This is a genomic window from Cellulomonas sp. GTC20042 (assembly GCF_055389595.1).
The window spans coordinates 2,902,164-2,918,623 of the sequence record NZ_AP043678.1 but is presented as its reverse complement, the minus strand read 5'-3'; the positions used below and the strand labels follow the sequence as shown (position 1 = coordinate 2,918,623).

The 16,460-nt window shown below is 74.2% G+C and carries 16 protein-coding genes; 13 read left to right on the top strand and 3 right to left on the bottom strand.

The window, feature by feature from the left end; translation table 11 throughout:
* The 11 genes from ACZ5HG_RS13580 to ACZ5HG_RS13530 all read left to right on the top strand — a co-directional run bounded on the left by ACZ5HG_RS13580 (position 1) and on the right by ACZ5HG_RS13530 (position 10,242).
* Positions 1-429, top strand: a complete 429-nt coding sequence (locus tag ACZ5HG_RS13580; protein ID WP_464177136.1) for a hypothetical protein — start codon at positions 1-3, stop codon at positions 427-429.
* 104 nt (positions 430-533) lie between these two features.
* Positions 534-752 (top strand): helix-turn-helix domain-containing protein, encoded by a 219-nt coding sequence (locus ACZ5HG_RS13575; RefSeq protein ID WP_464177134.1) that lies wholly within the window; start codon positions 534-536, stop codon positions 750-752.
* A 98-nt stretch (positions 753-850) separates the two neighbouring features.
* Entirely contained in the window at positions 851-1,069 is a 219-nt protein-coding gene (locus ACZ5HG_RS13570; protein ID WP_464177131.1) for a helix-turn-helix domain-containing protein, read from the top strand.
* Between the two features lie 267 nt (positions 1,070-1,336).
* Positions 1,337-1,669 (top strand): DUF6907 domain-containing protein, encoded by a 333-nt coding sequence (locus tag ACZ5HG_RS13565; protein WP_464177129.1) that lies wholly within the window; start codon positions 1,337-1,339, stop codon positions 1,667-1,669.
* A 28-nt stretch (positions 1,670-1,697) separates the two neighbouring features.
* Entirely contained in the window at positions 1,698-4,187 is a 2,490-nt protein-coding gene (gene ligA / locus ACZ5HG_RS13560) for an NAD-dependent DNA ligase LigA (RefSeq protein ID WP_464182160.1), read from the top strand.
* Positions 4,184-5,647, top strand: a complete 1,464-nt coding sequence (locus ACZ5HG_RS13555) for a GNAT family N-acetyltransferase (RefSeq protein ID WP_464177126.1) — start codon at positions 4,184-4,186, stop codon at positions 5,645-5,647. Before ligA ends, ACZ5HG_RS13555 begins: the two co-directional genes overlap by 4 nt.
* Positions 5,648-5,723: 76 nt before the next feature.
* Positions 5,724-6,137, top strand: a complete 414-nt coding sequence (locus tag ACZ5HG_RS13550; protein WP_464177123.1) for a pilus assembly protein CpaE — start codon at positions 5,724-5,726, stop codon at positions 6,135-6,137.
* Positions 6,138-6,229: 92 nt separating this feature from the next.
* Complete coding sequence (gene gatC / locus ACZ5HG_RS13545; protein ID WP_464177120.1) at positions 6,230-6,526, top strand: Asp-tRNA(Asn)/Glu-tRNA(Gln) amidotransferase subunit GatC; 297 nt, start codon at positions 6,230-6,232, stop codon at positions 6,524-6,526.
* A gap of 1 nt (position 6,527) precedes the next feature.
* Positions 6,528-8,042: an Asp-tRNA(Asn)/Glu-tRNA(Gln) amidotransferase subunit GatA gene (gatA, locus tag ACZ5HG_RS13540; protein WP_464177118.1), complete on the top strand. Its 1,515-nt coding sequence runs from the start codon at positions 6,528-6,530 to the stop codon at positions 8,040-8,042.
* Positions 8,039-9,547 (top strand): Asp-tRNA(Asn)/Glu-tRNA(Gln) amidotransferase subunit GatB, encoded by a 1,509-nt coding sequence (gene gatB / locus ACZ5HG_RS13535; RefSeq protein WP_464177116.1) that lies wholly within the window; start codon positions 8,039-8,041, stop codon positions 9,545-9,547. The genes gatA and gatB overlap by 4 nt, the downstream gene beginning before the upstream one ends.
* Before the next feature lie 149 nt (positions 9,548-9,696).
* Positions 9,697-10,242 (top strand): GNAT family N-acetyltransferase, encoded by a 546-nt coding sequence (locus ACZ5HG_RS13530; protein ID WP_464177114.1) that lies wholly within the window; start codon positions 9,697-9,699, stop codon positions 10,240-10,242.
* A gap of 100 nt (positions 10,243-10,342) precedes the next feature.
* Here ACZ5HG_RS13530 and ACZ5HG_RS13525 read toward each other — a convergent pair whose 3' ends face one another.
* From ACZ5HG_RS13525 to ACZ5HG_RS13515, 3 genes are all read right to left on the bottom strand, one after another.
* Positions 10,343-10,906: a DoxX family protein gene (locus ACZ5HG_RS13525; protein WP_464177112.1), complete on the bottom strand. Its 564-nt coding sequence runs from the start codon at positions 10,904-10,906 to the stop codon at positions 10,343-10,345.
* 246 nt (positions 10,907-11,152) lie between these two features.
* Positions 11,153-12,508: a cryptochrome/photolyase family protein gene (locus ACZ5HG_RS13520; RefSeq protein ID WP_464177109.1), complete on the bottom strand. Its 1,356-nt coding sequence runs from the start codon at positions 12,506-12,508 to the stop codon at positions 11,153-11,155.
* Between the two features lie 322 nt (positions 12,509-12,830).
* Positions 12,831-13,595: a MerR family transcriptional regulator gene (locus ACZ5HG_RS13515; RefSeq protein WP_464177107.1), complete on the bottom strand. Its 765-nt coding sequence runs from the start codon at positions 13,593-13,595 to the stop codon at positions 12,831-12,833.
* Between the two features lie 121 nt (positions 13,596-13,716).
* Between ACZ5HG_RS13515 and ACZ5HG_RS13510 the strand changes: the two genes are divergently transcribed.
* A complete protein-coding gene (locus ACZ5HG_RS13510; protein ID WP_464177105.1) occupies positions 13,717-14,394 on the top strand; it encodes a VOC family protein in 678 nt (225 codons plus the stop codon).
* A gap of 247 nt (positions 14,395-14,641) precedes the next feature.
* Positions 14,642-16,456 (top strand): dihydroxy-acid dehydratase, encoded by a 1,815-nt coding sequence (ilvD, locus tag ACZ5HG_RS13505; RefSeq protein WP_464182159.1) that lies wholly within the window; start codon positions 14,642-14,644, stop codon positions 16,454-16,456.
* The last annotated feature ends 4 nt before the right edge of the window (positions 16,457-16,460 follow it).

Genomic DNA, 16,460 nt, shown 5'->3' with positions numbered 1-16,460 from the left:
GTGACGGGGACGGACGGCACGACGGGCGCGGGTGCGGGGATGCGGAGGCCGGTGCGGCCGCCGCGACGCCGCGCGCAGTGGAGCCTGCGCCGCTCGCTGCTGCTGCTCGGCGGCTCCGGGGCGGCGCTGCTCGGCCTGATCACGCTGGTCGTGGTCTGGGTGGTGCTGGTCAGCGGATCGCTGAGCACCGGTCTGGCGGACGATGGCACCTGCACCTCCGCGGCCGCCGAGGGCACCGACGGGGCGACGCTCTCGACCTCGCTGCTGCCGGCGCGCTCGGTGTGCGCCTGGGACACCGCCGACGGGCGGCAGGAGGTCGTGCTGTCCTCGGTGCCGGACGCCGTGGTGATCGGTGCGCTGGTGGCGATCGGCGGCGGGGTGCTGGTGGTCGGCGGCACGGCGCTCGCGGCCCGGCGTGGGCGGCTCTGAGCGCCACGCTGCAACGGGCGGCGGCCCGGCGAGGGCCGCTGACCAGGACGTGCTACCGATCAGTCTGTAGACGCTCGAGTAGCGACTCCGCGACGGTGGGTGGCATGGAAGGCGCACTGCAGCGAACCCTGGGTCAGAACGTCCGACGGATCCGGCTCGACCGTGGTCTCAGCCAGGAGGAGCTGGCCGACGAGCTCGGGGTGCACCGCACCTACATGGGCGGGGTGGAGCGCGGCGAGCGCAACCTCACCCTCCAGTCGGTCGAGCGGCTGGCCGCCGGCCTCGGGCTCGACCCGCTGACCCTGCTCGCCGCCTCGGACTGACCCCTGCACGAGAGCGCAGGTCTGGCGCTTCTCTGACGTGCGGGATGATACTGATAGGTGTGTAGACAGATCAGTAGCGAGGAACCACTGTTGTCCAGATGGACGGCGAGCTGCAGCAGAGGGTCGGCCGGGTCGTGCGGCGCATCCGTCGCGGACGCGGGCTGAGCCAGGAGCAGCTCGCCGACGTGCTCGGCGTGCACCGGACGTTCCTGGGCGGTGTCGAGCGGGGTGAGCGGAACCTGACGCTGCGCTCGGTGGAGCGGCTGGCCGCCGGGCTCGGCATCGACCCGGACGAGCTGCTCCGGCCCGGGTCGTAGCGGCGGCGCGCACCCCGCGGGACACCCCCGCGGCGCCGGTCGGCCGGGAGGTGCACGGCGTGTCGTGCACGGCGTGCCGCGACCTGCCGGAACGGGCGGTCGGCGGGTTCGCCGCGTGATGGCGCGCCACCGCCCCGTCGTCCCCAGGGTCGGCGCCGGGACGCTCCTGTGGATGACGAACCTCCGGTGTCAGTGCCTGCGTCGATCGTGGTCGGCAGGACGCGGGGACCGGTCGGGACCTCGCGGCACCGGACGCAGGAGGAACCCGTGAGGACCGTCGTCGACACCCCGCCCTGGCTCGCCGAGCCCTGCCCGCCGTGGTGCGTCGTCCGGCACGCCGCCGACGACCACGAGCACGACCGCAAGCACGTGAGCACCTGGCTCACCGTGCCCGTCGTCGAGCTGGAGCCGCTGCTCGGCGCCCGGCGGGAGCGCGAGCGCCCCGCCGACCTCGGGCTGTGCCTGCACCGCCGGGTCGGCGAGCGCACCCTGTGGCTCTACGTCGGCGACGGCGAGCACCAGGCGCTCGAGATCGCCGCCGACGGCTGGGCGCGCCTGCTGCCGGCCGTCGACCGGCTGCTCGGGCTCGCCGCCGCCTGACCGGTGCATGTCGGACGTCCGCGAGATGATGTCGCTCGTGAACACGCCCGCAGCCGACGACCGCCCCGCCCTCGCCGCCCTCACGGGTCAGGACCCTGGTCAGCGCCCCGACCAGGACCTCGACCTGGACGAGGCCGGTGTGCGGGCGCTGCACGACCGGCTCGCCGACCGCGTGCGCGAGCTCCAGTTCGCCTACTACCTGCGGGACGCCCCGCTCGCCAGCGACGCCGAGTACGACACGACGCTGCGCCGGCTCGAGGCTCTGGAGGAGCGGTACGGCTACCGGCCCGCCGACTCGCCGACCCTCAGCGTCGGCGGCACCTTCTCCACCGAGTTCCGCTCGGTCGACCACGTGGAGCGGATGCTCTCGCTCGACAACGCCTTCTCCACCGAGGAGCTCGGCGCCTGGGCCGAGCGGGTGCACCGCGACCTTGAGCTGACCGAGGACGAGCCGCTGCACTACCTGACCGAGCTGAAGATCGACGGGCTCGCGATCGCCCTGCTCTACGAGCGCACCGACGACGGCCCCGCCCGGCTGGTGCGTGCCGCCACCCGCGGCGACGGCCGCACCGGCGAGGACGTCACGCTCAACGTCCTCACCATCGGCTCCGTGCCCCGGGTGCTCGCCGGCGACCCGGCCACCCACCCGCAGCAGCTCGAGGTGCGCGGCGAGGTGTTCCTTCCGGTGGAGGTCTTCGAGCGGCTGAACGAGGCCCAGGTGCGTGCCGGCAAGGCGCCGTTCGCGAACCCGCGCAACGCCGCCGCCGGCTCGCTGCGGCAGAAGGACCCCCGGGTCACCGCCTCGCGGCCGCTGAGCGTCTACGCGCACGGCGTCGGCGCCCTGCGCTGGGCGGACGGCTCGACCGGCGCCGGCATCGAGCGGCAGTCCCAGGTCTACGACCTGCTCGCGGGCTGGGGCGTGCCGGTCTCGCCGCACTCGCGGGTGGTGACCGGGCTGGCCGACGTGCGCGCCCGGATTGACGAGGTCGCCGAGCACCGGCACTCCTTCGAGCACGAGATCGACGGGATCGTCGTCAAGGTGGACGAGCTCGCCCTGCAACGTCGGCTCGGCGCCACCAGCCGCGCCCCCCGGTGGGCCATCGCCTTCAAGTACCCGCCGGAGGAGGTGTTCACCCGCCTGCTGGAGATCCGGGTCAACGTCGGCCGCACCGGTCGGGTCACCCCCTACGGCGTGATGGAGCCGGTGCGCGTCGCCGGGTCCACCGTCGCCATGGCCACCCTGCACAACAAGGACGTCGTCGCCGCCAAGAACGTGCGACCCGGCGACATGGTGGTGCTGCGCAAGGCCGGCGACGTGATCCCGGAGATCGTCGGGCCGGTCGAGGGCGTCGAGAACGACGGCCTGCACCCCGCCTGGGAGATGCCGACCACCTGCCCGGAGTGCGGCGCCACGCTGCGGTCCATGCGCGAGGGCGACGTGGACCAGCGGTGCCCGAACGCCCGCACCTGCCCGGCGCAGGTCCGGGGCCGGGTGGAGCACATCGGCTCGCGCGGGGCGCTGGACGTCGAGGCCCTCGGCGAGGTCACCGCCGCCGCGCTCACCCAGCCCGAGGTGCCCGCGCACCCGCCGGTGGCCAACGAGGCCGACCTGTTCGCGCTGGTCGGCTACCCGCTCGACGCCCCGGAGGACGTGCGGCAGGCGATCCGCGCGCAGAGCCTGCGCGCGTTGCAGGAGGTCGAGGTGATCGTCCGCGACGCCGAGACCGGCGAGCCCAAGGCCGACGAGGACGGCGTGGTGCGCCGACGTGCCCCGTTCCGCCGCCAGCTCACCTGGACCAAGGCCCAGCTGCGTGCCGCCGAGGAGGAGGGACGCGTGCTGCCGGACAGCGAGCCGTCCAAGCAGGCGATCACGCTGCTGGACGAGCTCGAGGCCGCCAAGACCAAGCCGCTGTGGCGGGTGCTCGTCGCGCTGAGCATCCGCAACGTCGGCCCCACCTCCGCCCGGGCGCTGGCCCAGCAGCTCGGGTCGATGGACGCCCTGCTCACGCTGCTCGAGGAGGAGGACGCCGCCGCGCGGCTCGCCGAGGTCGAGGGCGTCGGCCCGACGATCGCCGGGTCGATCGCCGACTGGTTCGCCGAGGACTGGCACCGGGAGATCGTGGACCGCTGGCGCGAGCACGGCGTGGTCATGGCGGACGAGCGCGACGAGTCGGTCAGCGCGACCCTGGCCGGGCTGACCGTCGTGGTGACCGGCAGCCTCGGCGGGTACAGCCGCGACGGGGCGAAGGAGGCGATCCTCAGCCGCGGCGGCAAGGCGGCGGGGAGCGTGTCGAAGAAGACCGACTACGTGGTGGTCGGGGAGAACGCCGGGTCGAAGGAGACGAAGGCGCGCGAGCTCGGGCTGCGGATCCTGGACGAGGACGGGTTCACCGCCCTGCTCGCCGGGGGACCGGCGGCGGTGGGCGACGTGCCGGCGGACGAGGACGCGGCGGACGGGGCCGACGAGGACGCGGTGGCCGAGGACGCGACGACGAGCACGGCGACGGAGGAGGCATGAGCGGGGACGGTGCCGTCGTGGGTGGCGCGGCGACGCCCGGCGGGGCGGTGCCCGCGCCCGTGCAGGTGCGGGTCGCGCGTGCGGACGACCTGACGCAGGCCGGGGCGCTGACCGCCGAGGCGTACCACGCGGACCGGCTGCTGGACGAGGACGACGGGTACGAGGTCGAGCTGCGGGACGCGGAGCGGCGGGCGCGCGAGGCCGTGCTGCTGGTCGCCGTCACCGGCGACGTCGTGATCGGCACGCTGACCCTGGCCCCGTACGGCTCGTCCTACGCCGAGGTCGCCGGGCCGGGCGAGGTGGAGCTGCGGATGCTCGCGGTCGCCCCGGAGGCCCGGCGGCGCGGTGTCGCGGAACGGCTGGTGGTGGCCGCCCTGCGCGAGGCGGTGGCGCGGGGGACCCGGAACGTGGCGCTGTCCACGCTGGACTCCATGCCCACCGCGCACCGGCTGTACCGGCGGCTCGGCTTCGTGGCGGCGCCGGAGCGCGACTGGGCGCACGAGGGCGTGGCGCTGCGCGTGCTGACCTGGCGGGCGCCGGACGCCCCGGGTGCGCTGGTCGAGGCCGCGACCTGGGTGCCCGCGCGTTCCCGGGTGGTCGACGGCTGGCGGGTGGGGATCTCCGGCGGGTTCACCCGGCGCGCGAACTCGGTGCTGCCGATCGGCGCGCCGGTCGGTGCGGCGCCGGACGCGGTCGGCACGCCAACGCTGGACGACGCGGCGGCCCGGACCGCTGCGCTGGAGGACGCGGTGGCCCGGACCTCGGCGGTGCTGGTCGAGGCGGGGCTGCCGCCGGTGTTCCGGATCTGCGCGGGCGCGCCCGCAGGGCTGGACGCCGTGCTGGACGGTCTCGGGTACGCCGTGGCCGCCACCACGGACGTGCTCGTGCGCGACCTCGCCGCGCCGGACGTGGGTGCGCGGTTGCACGCCGGTACGCGGGATGCGGGTGGGGAGGCGCAGCCGCACGCCGCCGGTACGCCCGACGAGGGTGCGGAAGCCATGGTCGTGCAGCCGCAGCAGATCCCCGGGGGACCGCTCGCGGCTCCCGCGCACCTGCGGGTCGGGATCGCCGACGCGCCGGACGAGGCATGGCTGGACGGCTGGCTCGCGGTGAAGGCCGCGTCGGGCGGCGTGGACCGGGAGACCGCGCGGGCGGTGGTCACCGGATCGCGGGCGCTGTACCTGACCGCGGTGGACGTCTCGGCGCGGGAGCGGGTGGTCGGCGTGCTGCGCGCGGCGCTCGCGGAGGACTGGGTCGGGCTGTCCTGCCTGATGGTCGCCCCGGACGCCCGGCGGCGCGGGATCGGCCGGCTGCTGACCGAACGCGCGCTGGCCGCGGCGGCGGAGCGCGGGGCTCGGCGGGCGTTCCTCCAGGTCGAGGTGGAGAACGCCGGGGCGGCGACGCTCTACGCCCAGCAGGGCTTCCGCCCGGCCGAGCGGTACCACTACCGCGAGCGCTGAGCACCGCGCGGCCGACCACGCGCGCTGCGGTCCCCGTCCACGGGCGTCGGCCCCGCCGCGCGGCCATACTGGCGCGATGATCGCGATCGAGCGTGCGGAGCGGCTGCGCGCGGCCGGGCTGCGCTGGACGCCGAGATCGGGGGACCGGTTCGTCATCGACCGGCCGGCGCTGGCGGGCGAGGTCTTCACGATCAGCGAGATGACGATCGAGGCGCACGACTACCCGACCGGCACCGTGCTCGGCTTCAACGGCACGACGGAGTGGGCGCTGGACTCGGTGACCCAGGACGACGCGGTGTGGCTGCCACGGGAGGACCAGCTGCGCGACCTGCTGGGCGGGACGTTCCGCAGCCTGGCCCGCGCGCTGGACGGCACCTTCCAGGTGGTCGCCGAGCTGCCCGGCGGCCCGGAGCGCGGCTTCGTGGCCGAGGACGCGGCCGACGCCTACGCCGACGCGGTGCTCGCGCTGGTCACGGCCGCCCGGGTCTGAGCGGGCGCGTGGGCGCGCACCGGCGGCCCACGCCTCACGGCACCGGTCCTCCCAGCACCGCCGGAGGTCGCGCCACGTCTAGACTGACCGGCATGTCCTCCCTCTCTCGTGACGAGGTCGCGCGCGTCGCGGGCCTGGCGCGGATCGACCTGACGTCTGAGGAGCTCGACCGGCTCGCCGGTGAGCTCGACGTCATCGTCGAGTCGGTCGCCCGGGTCAGCGAGGTCGCGACGCCCGACGTCCCCGCGACCAGCCACCCGCTGCCGATGACGAACGTGTTCCGCGACGACGTGCCCGAGCCCCCGCTGGCCCAGGCCGACGTGCTGGCGGGTGCGCCGGCCTCCGAGGACGGCAAGTTCCTCGTCCCGCAGATCCTCGGGGAGGAGTGAGATGACCGACCTGACCCGCCTGTCGGCGGCCGCGCTCGCCGACGCCCTGACCTCCGGCGAGGTGTCCAGCGTCGAGGCGACCTCCGCCCACCTGGACCGGATCGCCGCCGTCGAGCCCGCCGTGCACGCGTTCCTGCACGTCTCCGGCGAGGAGGCCCTGGCCACCGCCCGCGACGTCGACACCCGCCGCGCCGCCGGCGAGGAGCTGCACCCGCTGGCCGGCGTGCCGATCGCGGTCAAGGACGTCGTGGTGACGAAGGGTCTGCCGACCACGGCCGGCTCGAAGATCCTCGAGGGCTGGGTGCCGCCGTACGACGCGACCCTGGTCGAGCGGATCAAGGCCGCCGGTCTGCCGATCCTCGGCAAGACGAACATGGACGAGTTCGCGATGGGCTCCTCCACCGAGCACTCCGCGTACGGCAACACGCACAACCCGTGGGACCTGGACCGGATCCCCGGTGGCTCGGGCGGTGGCTCGGCCGCCGCGGTCGCCGCCTACGAGGCCCCGCTGGCGATCGGCACCGACACCGGCGGCTCGATCCGTCAGCCGGCGGCCGTCACCGGCACGGTGGGCGTCAAGCCGACCTACGGCTCGGTGTCCCGCTACGGGCTGATCGCGCTGGCGTCCTCGCTGGACCAGGCCGGTCCGGTCACGCGCACGGTGCTCGACTCCGCGCTGCTGCACGAGCTGATCGGCGGGCACGACCCGCGCGACTCCACCTCGATCCGCGAGCCGCTGCCGAGCCTGGTCGAGGCCGCCCGCCTGGGTGCCACCGGCGACCTGACCGGCGTGCGCGTCGGCGTGATCCGCGAGCTGCAGGGCGAGGGCTACCAGCCCGGCGTGCTGGCGCGCTTCGAGGAGTCGCTGGAGATCCTGCGCAACGCCGGTGCGGAGATCGTCGAGGTCTCCTGCCCGCACTTCGAGTACGCGCTCGGCGCCTACTACCTGATCCTGCCGTCCGAGGCGTCCAGCAACCTGGCGAAGTTCGACGGCATGCGCTTCGGCCTGCGCGTCGAGCCCTCCGAGGGCCCGGTCACCGCGGAGCGCGTGATGGCCGCGACCCGGGGCGCCGGCTTCGGTGACGAGGTCAAGCGCCGGATCATCCTGGGCACCTACGCCCTGTCGGCGGGCTACTACGACGCCTACTACGGCAGCGCGCAGAAGGTCCGCACGCTGATCCAGCGCGACTTCGCCGCGGCGTTCGCGCAGGCGGACGTGCTGGTCTCCCCGACGGCGCCGACCACGGCGTTCAAGCTCGGCGAGAAGCTGGACGACCCGCTGGCGATGTACCTGAACGACGTCGCGACGATCCCGGCGAACCTCGCCGGCGTGCCGGGGCTGTCGCTGCCGAACGGCCTGTCGGACGACGGGCTGCCCGTCGGCTTCCAGGTGCTGGCCCCGGCGAAGGCCGACGACCGGCTGTACCGCGTGGGCGCCGCGCTCGAGGCGCTGCTGGAGACGAGCTGGGAGGGCCCGCTGCTCGCGAAGGCCCCGGAGCTGGAGGTGGGCGAGTGAGCACCCAGACCGTCGACCTGGTCGACTACGACGAGGCCGTGGCCCGGTTCGACCCGGTGATCGGCATCGAGGTCCACGTCGAGCTCGGCACGAAGACCAAGATGTTCGACTCCGCGCCGCAGACCTTCGGCGCCGAGCCGAACACCGCGGTCTCGCCGGTCTCCCTCGGCCTGCCGGGCGCGCTGCCCGCCGTCAACGGCACCGCGGTCGAGCACGCGATCCGGATCGGCCTCGCGCTGAACTGCGAGATCGCCGAGTCCTGCCGGTTCGCGCGGAAGAACTACTTCTACCCGGACGTGCCGAAGAACTTCCAGACCTCGCAGTACGACGAGCCGATCGCCCACGACGGGTACCTGGACGTCGAGCTGGAGGACGGCACGGTGTTCCGCGTGGACATCGAGCGCGCGCACATGGAGGAGGACGCCGGCAAGAACACCCACGTCGGCGGCGCCACCGGGCGCATCCAGGGCGCGGAGTACTCGCTGGTCGACTACAACCGTGCCGGCATCCCGCTGGTGGAGATCGTCACCCGCCCGATCACCGGTGCCGGTGAGCGTGCCCCCGAGGTCGCCCGTGCCTACGTGCAGGCGCTGCGGGACATCTTCCGTGCGCTGGACGTCTCCGAGGCGCGGATGGAGCGCGGCAACGTCCGCGCCGACGTCAACGTGTCGATCCGCCCGACGCCTCAGTCCCCGCTGGGCACCCGCACCGAGACCAAGAACGTGAACTCGTTCCGCTCGGTGGAGCGCGCGGTCCGCTACGAGATCAGCCGGCAGGCCGCGGTGCTCGACGCCGCGGGCACGGTGATCCAGGAGACCCGGCACTGGCACGAGGACACCGGGATCACCACCTCGGGCCGCGTGAAGTCGGACGCCGAGGACTACCGGTACTTCCCGGAGCCGGACCTGGTGCCGGTCGCCCCCTCGCGGGAGTGGGTCGAGGAGATCCGCGCCGCGCTGCCGGAGATGCCGTCGGCCCGCCGTCGTCGCCTGCAGGGCGAGTGGGACTACGCCGACGCCGAGATGCGCGACGTGGTCAACGCCGGTGCCGTGGAGCTGATCGAGGCCACCGTCGCCGCGGGCGCGAGCCCGGCCGCCGCCCGCAAGTGGTGGATGGGCGAGCTGGCCCGCACCGCCAAGACGCAGGAGGTCGAGCTCGGCGAGCTGCCGATCACCCCGGCGCAGATCGGTGAGCTCCAGGGGCTCGTCGACTCGGGGCGGATCAACGACAAGCTGGCCCGTCAGGTCCTCGAGGGCGTGCTGGCCGGCGAGGGCGACCCGGAGGCGGTCGTGGTCGCGCGCGGGCTGGAGGTCGTCTCGGACGACGGCCCGCTGCTCGAGGCGATCGACGCCGCACTCGCCGCGCAGCCCGACATCGCGGAGAAGATCCGCTCGGGCAACCTCGGTCCGGTCGGCGCGATCATCGGCTCGGTGATGAAGGCCACCCGCGGGCAGGCCGACGCCGGACGGGTCCGTGAGCTCGTGCTGGAGCGCGTGCAGGCCTGAGGCCACGTGAGCGCCGACGCGCGGTTCCGGGAGGTCTCCGGGGCCGCGCGTCGCCGCGTGCGGGCGAGGCGTGACACGGCGCGCCCGCCCCAGAAACATGCCGGTGACCCCGGCTGCCTAGCATCGGTGCACGAGGACAGGAGGCCCCCATGGAGAAGCCGACGCTCGAGGGCGAGATGATCCGTCTGCGCCCGGTGCGCGCGGACGACGCCGAGGCGATGTGGGACATGGTCAGCGACCCCGCCGGCCGTCGTACCACCGGCACGACGGCGGTGTTCACCCGAGAGCAGATCGACCGCTGGTGCGCGACGATCTCGGAGCAGCCGGACCGGATCGACCTGGCGATCACCGCCAACGGCTCGGACGAGTACCTGGGCGAGATCGTGCTGAACGACATCGACGAGGCGCTGGGCAGCGCGAACCTGCGCCTGGTGATGCGCCCGGCGTACCGGGGTCGCGGCTACGGCACGGAGGCGATCGAGCTGGTGCTCGGGCTGGCCTTCGACGGGATCGGCCTGCACCGGGTGGAGCTGGACGTGCTGAGCATCAACGCCCGCGCGTACTCGCTGTACGAGAACATCGGCTTCCGCGTGGAGGGCCGGCGGCGGGACGCCTACCGCGACGGCGAGGGCTGGTGCGACGCGATCATCATGGCGATGCTCGAGGAGGAGTACCGCGCGCTCCGCGCTGCGTAGTCGGGCCTCGAGCGCTCCGCGCCGCGTGAGCGCCCCCCCGGGAACGACGACGGCCCCGGTCCCTGCGAGGGGACCGGGGCCGCGTGCGGTGCGGGGTGGTTCAGACCAGCCAGCGGTTCTTCTGCACGATCGGCAGCGACTTCCACCAGCGGCCGAGGCCCCAGGTGTCGCCGGAGAAGGTCAGCGCGACGACGATCAGGGCCAGCGCGTAGATGATGTGGTAGTCGATCAGCGGGTTGGTCGAGCCGGACTGGAGCGGCCACTCGGCCACCCACATCATCAGCATGATCGCGGAGCCGGCCCACGCGGAGACGCGGGTGCCGATGCCGAGCATGACGGCCGCGCCGACACCCAGCATGCCGAGCATGAACAGCACGTCGGTGACGGGGCTGGCGAGGTTGGCGAAGACGTCCTTGAACGGACCGATCGCGGCGTGGGTCATGAAGCCCTGGCTCGGCGTGCCGCCGTTGATCCAGGAGGCCTCGGACGCGGTCGAGTAGCCGAAGCCGAAGGTCTTGTCGAGGAACGCCCACAGGAAGATGAAGCCGGTCGTGAGGCGCAGGGTGGCGAGGAGGCGACGGGCGCGCACCGAGCTGACGACGTCCTCCTGCAGGGGCAGGGTCACCGAGCCAGCGTCGGTGCGGGGGGTGGTGGTGGCGGTCATGGTGCGGCCTTCATGTCGACGGGGTGCCATCTTTGTGATGGTTTTCCCAATGTGGCCCTTCGACTCCGCTGCGTCCCGGGTCGAAGGTCCCGGATGTGCAGAAAGTGTGTTCGGAAGCGGTTCCGGTGTGCGGCGCGACGTCGGGATCGGGACCTGGGTCCTAGGCATTCATGGGACGTGCGGCCCGCCGTGGCGGATCCGGTGCCGCGCGGGGCGTCGAGAGCCGGGACCGTGGTCCCGGGGTGCTCAGCGCCGGCCGTAGGCGTCGAGGGCGACCTGGCGTTCGACGGCGTGGTCGACCAGGCGTTCCGGGTAGTCCGGGGCGGCGGATCGCGGCAGCGTCCACGGCTCGTGCACCGCGCGCCCCGGGATCCCGCGCAGCTCGGGCACCCAGCGCCGGACGTAGGTCCCGTCCGGGTCGAACTTCGTGCCCTGGGTCACCGGGTTGAACACCCGAAAGTACGGCGCGGCGTCGCGGCCGGTGCCGGCCACCCACTGCCAGTTGAGCTGGTTCTGCGCCACGTCGCCGTCCAGCAGCCGGTCCAGGAAGTGCGCGGCCCCGCGCTGCCAGCGCACGTGCAGGTCCTTGACCAGGAACGACGCGACGACCATCCGCACCCGGTTGTGCATCCACCCCTCGGCGAGCAGCTGGCGCATCCCGGCGTCGACCAGCGGGTAGCCGGTCAGCCCGGCCATCCAGGCCGCCAGCGCGCGCTCCTCGGCGCCGTCGCGGGCCCAGGAGTCCTCCGGCACCACCGCGCGCAGCGAGCGGTGCGCGGCGTCCGGGTGGTGGTGCAGCACGTCGGCGTGGAAATCGCGCCAGGCGAGCTGCGAGCGGAAGGTCTCCGCCCCGGGGCCGCGCCGGTGCGCCAGGTCGGCGAGCAGGGTGCGCGGGTGCACCTCGCCCCACTTCAGCGGCACCGACAGCCGGGAGGTGGTGTCGAGGTCGGGGCGGTCGCGCTCGTCGGCGTAGTCGGCCAGCGGTCCCTCCAGCATCGCGGCCCACCGGTCCAGGGCGGCGCGCTCGCCCGCCTCCGGCAGGGTGACCCCCTCCGGCACGTCGACCGTGGGCAGGGTGAGGCCGCCGTCGAGGTGCAGGAACCGGGTGCGCCCGGTCAGCGTGCCCGCGTCGGGCGCGGGGGAGTGCCAACCGTGGTCGGCCCAGGCGCGGCGGAACGGCGTGAACACCTGGTACGGGTCGCCGGAGCCGTTGCGCACCCGCCCCGGGGTGACCGCGTAGGGGGATCCGGTGGCGACCAGCGGGACGTCCAGCGCCCGCTCGACGGCGGTGTCGCGCCGGGTGCCGTAGGGCTCGCAGGAGCCGGTGACGTGCACGGACGCGGCGTCGACCGCCCGGACGACCTGGGGCAGCACGTCGCGGGGGTCGCCGCGCAGCACGTGCAGACGGTCGTCGAGCGCCGCATCCAGCGCGGCCAGGCTGCGGACCAGGTAGGCCAGGCGCGGTGCACCGGAGGAGGCCCAGAGCCGGGGGTCGAGCACGTAGAGCGCGAGCACCTCGCCGTCGGCCGCGCGGGAGGCGGCGTCCAGGGCGGGGTTGTCGCCGAGGCGCAGGTCGCGGCGGAACCAGTGGACGGCGGTCATCGGCGCCACGGTAGCCAGCGGGGCGCGCGGGTGCGACCCGGGAACAGGTCGAGGCACCACCGACCCGGGCGATGAGTCAGTGGTGCCTCGACTGGGGGTACCTGAGGACGGATCGACGTCACCAGGCATCCTGCGGACCGTGGGCGGGTGGCCCGGCGACCGCCCCGGAGGGCGACCGTCTGGTCCGGCTCTGCAGCCAGCCTCTCCCGCAGGTCGCACGGGCGCCTGGGCCGTTGGTCCCGCGCCCGTCGCGACCCGCCGGCGCCGCGCCGGCCGCGCCGCACCGGACGAGGCCCGCCGACCCCGCCGGACGCGCCGCGGATCAGCCCCCGGCCACCTCGGCGGCGTGCGCGGCGACCGCGTCCCGCAGGTAGACCGCGAGCCCCGGCGCCACCGCGTCGTAGGTGGCGGCGAACCGCGGGTCGTCCACGTACATCGCGGCGAGGGCGACGTAGGCCGACGCGTCCGGGGTCCAGAACAGCGACACCCAGGCGTGGTGCCGGGCGACGAGGGCGCGGACCGCGGGGTCGGTGACGGGGACGCCGGCGGCCATCCGCTCGGCCAGGGCGGCGTTGACGGCGTCGCCCTCCTGCTGGTGCGCGGTGCGCTGCTCGGCGGTCATCGACTCCCAGCTCGCGGTGCTGCGGTCGACGGCCGCGTCGCCCCAGCGCTCGCGCGCCTCGGGCTCGTACCGCCGGTGGTCGAAGCCCTCGTACAGATCGGCTGCGGACATGGTGCCGCCCCCTTCCAGGGACTCGAGGGTGGAGGCGACGGTGCGGGCCAGCCGGTCGAAGCGGTCGCGCTCGGCCAGCAGCCGGTCGTGGTGCTCGCGGAGCAGCCGGAGCCGGGCGTCGGGCCCGTCCTCGGCATCCAGCGCCGTCGCGATCTGCGGCAGGCCGACCCCGAGCTCGCGGAGCACCAGCACCTGCTGCAGCCGCAGCAGCTCCGCCCGCCCGTACAGCCGCTGGCCGCCGTGGGTGCTGCCGGCCGGGATCAGCAGGCCGATCGCGTCGTAGTGCCGCAGGGTGCGCGAGGTCACGCCGGACAGCCGGGCGACCTCGGCGGTGGTCCACCGCTCGCTGGTCACGACCGCTCCTCCTCGCCTCCGTCGGCGGTCTCTCCGCCGACCCGATCGACGCTAGGAGCTGACGCTACGTCAACCGCAACACCGGGTGCCGGTGTCGCACCCGCGTGGCACGCTGGCGGACATGGTCGATCCGCAGCAGGTCCTCACGTCCTCGGCGGCCACCGCACAGGTGGACCAGCGGCACTGGCGGGTGCTGCTGCGCAGCCTGCACGCCGTCTTCCGCGCCCCGGACCTCGCCGCCGGAGCCGCGCTGGTGGCGAGGGTGGCGCGCGCCGCCGACGACCTGGGCCATCATCCGGACCTCGACCTGCGCTACGGGCTGGTGCACGTGCGCACCACCTCGCACGACGTCGGCGGGCTGACCGCGCGGGACGTCGCCCTGGCGCAGGAGGTGACCGCGATCGCGGACGACCTCGACCTCACGGGCGACCCCGGCGCACTCGTCGCGCAGGAGGTGGCGATCGACGCCCTGGACATCCCGGCGGTGCTGCCGTTCTGGCAGGCGGTGCTCGGCTACGTGCCGGAGAGCGACGCGCCGGACAACGACGCGCTGGTCGACCCGGCCGGCCTGGCACCTGCCTACTGGTTCCAGCAGATGGACGCGCCGCGCCCGCAGCGCAACCGGATCCACCTGGACGTCACCGTGCCGCACGACGAGGCCGAGGCGCGGGTGGCGGCGGCGGTGGCGGCCGGCGGGCACGTGGTCTCCGCCGACCGGGCGCCGGCGTTCTGGGTGCTGGCCGACGCCGAGGGCAACGAGGCCTGCATCTGCACCTGGCAGGACCGCCCCGACTCCTGATCCGCGCCCGTCCGGCGCCCGGCGGCGCCGGTCCCGCGACCTGGGCGGCGGGCCCGACCGACGGCCCGCGGACCGCTCGTCCCGCGGGTGTCCGCGCCCGTGGATCACAGGTCGGACGCCCGACGCCGATCCGCCGGACGCGACGTACGGTGGCCGCCACGTCGCCGCCTCGGTGACGCCCTGCGTGTGAAGGAGTGTCCACGTGAGCCGTCCCCTGCGCTCCCGTACGTCCACCCACGGCCGCAACATGGCCGGTGCCCGCGCGCTCTGGCGTGCGACCGGCATGGGCTCGGAGGACTTCGGCAAGCCGATCATCGCCATCGCGAACTCCTACACGCAGTTCGTCCCCGGCCACGTGCACCTCAAGGACATGGGCGACCTCGTCGCCTCGGCGGTCCAGGAGGCCGGCGGCGTCGCCAAGGAGTTCAACACGATCGCGGTGGACGACGGCATCGCCATGGGCCACGCCGGGATGCTCTACTCGCTGCCCTCGCGCGACCTGATCGCCGACTCGGTGGAGTACATGGTGCAGGCGCACTGCGCCGACGCGCTGGTGTGCATCTCCAACTGCGACAAGATCACGCCCGGCATGCTCAACGCGGCGCTGCGGCTGAACATCCCGGTGATCTTCGTGTCCGGCGGGCCGATGGAGGCCGGCAAGGCCGTGATCGCCGACGGCGTCGCGAAGACCCACCTCAACCTGATCAACGCGATCAACTACTCCGCGGACGACAACGTCTCCGACCGGGCGCTCGCCAGCGTCGAGGAGAACGCCTGCCCGACCTGCGGCTCCTGCTCCGGCATGTTCACCGCGAACTCGATGAACTGCCTGACCGAGGCGCTCGGCCTGTCGCTGCCCGGCAACGGCTCCACGCTGGCCACCCACAGCGCCCGGCGCGAGCTGTTCCTGGAGGCCGGCCGCACGATCGTCGACCTGGCCCGCCGGTACTACGACGACGAGGACGACACCGCGGCCCCGCGCGGGATCGCCACCCGGGCGGCCTTCGGCAACGCGATGGCGCTGGACGTCGCGATGGGCGGCTCCACCAACACGGTGCTGCACATCCTGGCCGCCGCGCAGGAGGCCGAGGTCGACTTCACCCTGGCCGACATCGACGCGATCAGCCGCCGGGTTCCCTGCCTGGCCAAGGTCGCGCCGAACCACCCGGACTACCACATGGAGGACGTGCACCGGGCGGGCGGCATCCCCGCGCTGCTCGGCGAGCTGGACCGCGGTGGTCTGCTGGACCACGACGTGACCAGCGTGCACACCCCGACGCTGCGCGCCTGGCTGGACGAGTGGGACATCCGCGGCGGCAAGGCCTCCGAGCGCGCGCAGGCGCTGTTCCACGCGGCCCCCGGCGGGGTGCGCACCACGCAGGCGTTCTCCACCTCGAACGTGTGGGAGTCGCTGGACACCGACGGCGCGGCGGGCTGCATCCGCGACGTGCCGCACGCCTACACGGTCGAGGGCGGGCTGGCCGTGCTGCGCGGCAATCTGGCCGAGGACGGCGCGATCATCAAGACCGCCGGCATCGACCCGGACGTGTTCCACTTCGTCGGGCGCGCGCTGGTCTGCGAGTCGCAGGACGAGGCCGTCGAGAAGATCCTCACCAAGCAGGTCGAGCCCGGCCACGTCGTCGTGGTGCGCTACGAGGGCCCGGCCGGCGGCCCCGGCATGCAGGAGATGCTCTACCCGACGTCCTTCATCAAGGGCCGGGGCCTGGGCAAGGTCTGCGCGCTGATCACCGACGGCCGGTTCTCCGGCGGCTCCAGCGGCATCTCGGTCGGGCACGTCAGCCCCGAGGCGGCGGCCGGCGGCACGATCGGGCTGGTCGAGGACGGCGACGAGATCGAGATCGACGTCGAGACCCGGGTGATCCGGGTGAACGTGCCGGACGAGGTGCTGGCCGAGCGCCGCCGCAAGATGGAGGCCAGCGAGCACCCGTGGCAGCCGGTGGACCGCGACCGCTACGTCTCGCCCGCGCTCCAGGCGTACGCGGCGATGGCGACCAGCGCCGATCGGGGTGCCGTGCGGGACGTCAGCCGCATCCGTCGCTGATCCG

Coding starts and splice junctions, on each gene's coding strand:
- ACZ5HG_RS13575 (WP_464177134.1), top strand. CDS start 534: ATGGAAGGCGCACTGCAGCGAACCCTGGGTCAGAACGTCCGACGGATC.
- ACZ5HG_RS13570 (WP_464177131.1), top strand. CDS start 851: ATGGACGGCGAGCTGCAGCAGAGGGTCGGCCGGGTCGTGCGGCGCATC.
- ligA (WP_464182160.1), top strand. CDS start 1,698: ATGTCGCTCGTGAACACGCCCGCAGCCGACGACCGCCCCGCCCTCGCC.
- ACZ5HG_RS13555 (WP_464177126.1), top strand. CDS start 4,184: ATGAGCGGGGACGGTGCCGTCGTGGGTGGCGCGGCGACGCCCGGCGGG.
- ACZ5HG_RS13550 (WP_464177123.1), top strand. CDS start 5,724: ATGATCGCGATCGAGCGTGCGGAGCGGCTGCGCGCGGCCGGGCTGCGC.
- gatC (WP_464177120.1), top strand. CDS start 6,230: ATGTCCTCCCTCTCTCGTGACGAGGTCGCGCGCGTCGCGGGCCTGGCG.
- gatA (WP_464177118.1), top strand. CDS start 6,528: ATGACCGACCTGACCCGCCTGTCGGCGGCCGCGCTCGCCGACGCCCTG.
- ACZ5HG_RS13530 (WP_464177114.1), top strand. CDS start 9,697: ATGGAGAAGCCGACGCTCGAGGGCGAGATGATCCGTCTGCGCCCGGTG.
- ACZ5HG_RS13525 (WP_464177112.1), bottom strand. CDS start 10,906: ATGACCGCCACCACCACCCCCCGCACCGACGCTGGCTCGGTGACCCTG.
- ACZ5HG_RS13520 (WP_464177109.1), bottom strand. CDS start 12,508: ATGACCGCCGTCCACTGGTTCCGCCGCGACCTGCGCCTCGGCGACAAC.
- ACZ5HG_RS13510 (WP_464177105.1), top strand. CDS start 13,717: ATGGTCGATCCGCAGCAGGTCCTCACGTCCTCGGCGGCCACCGCACAG.
- ilvD (WP_464182159.1), top strand. CDS start 14,642: ATGGCCGGTGCCCGCGCGCTCTGGCGTGCGACCGGCATGGGCTCGGAG.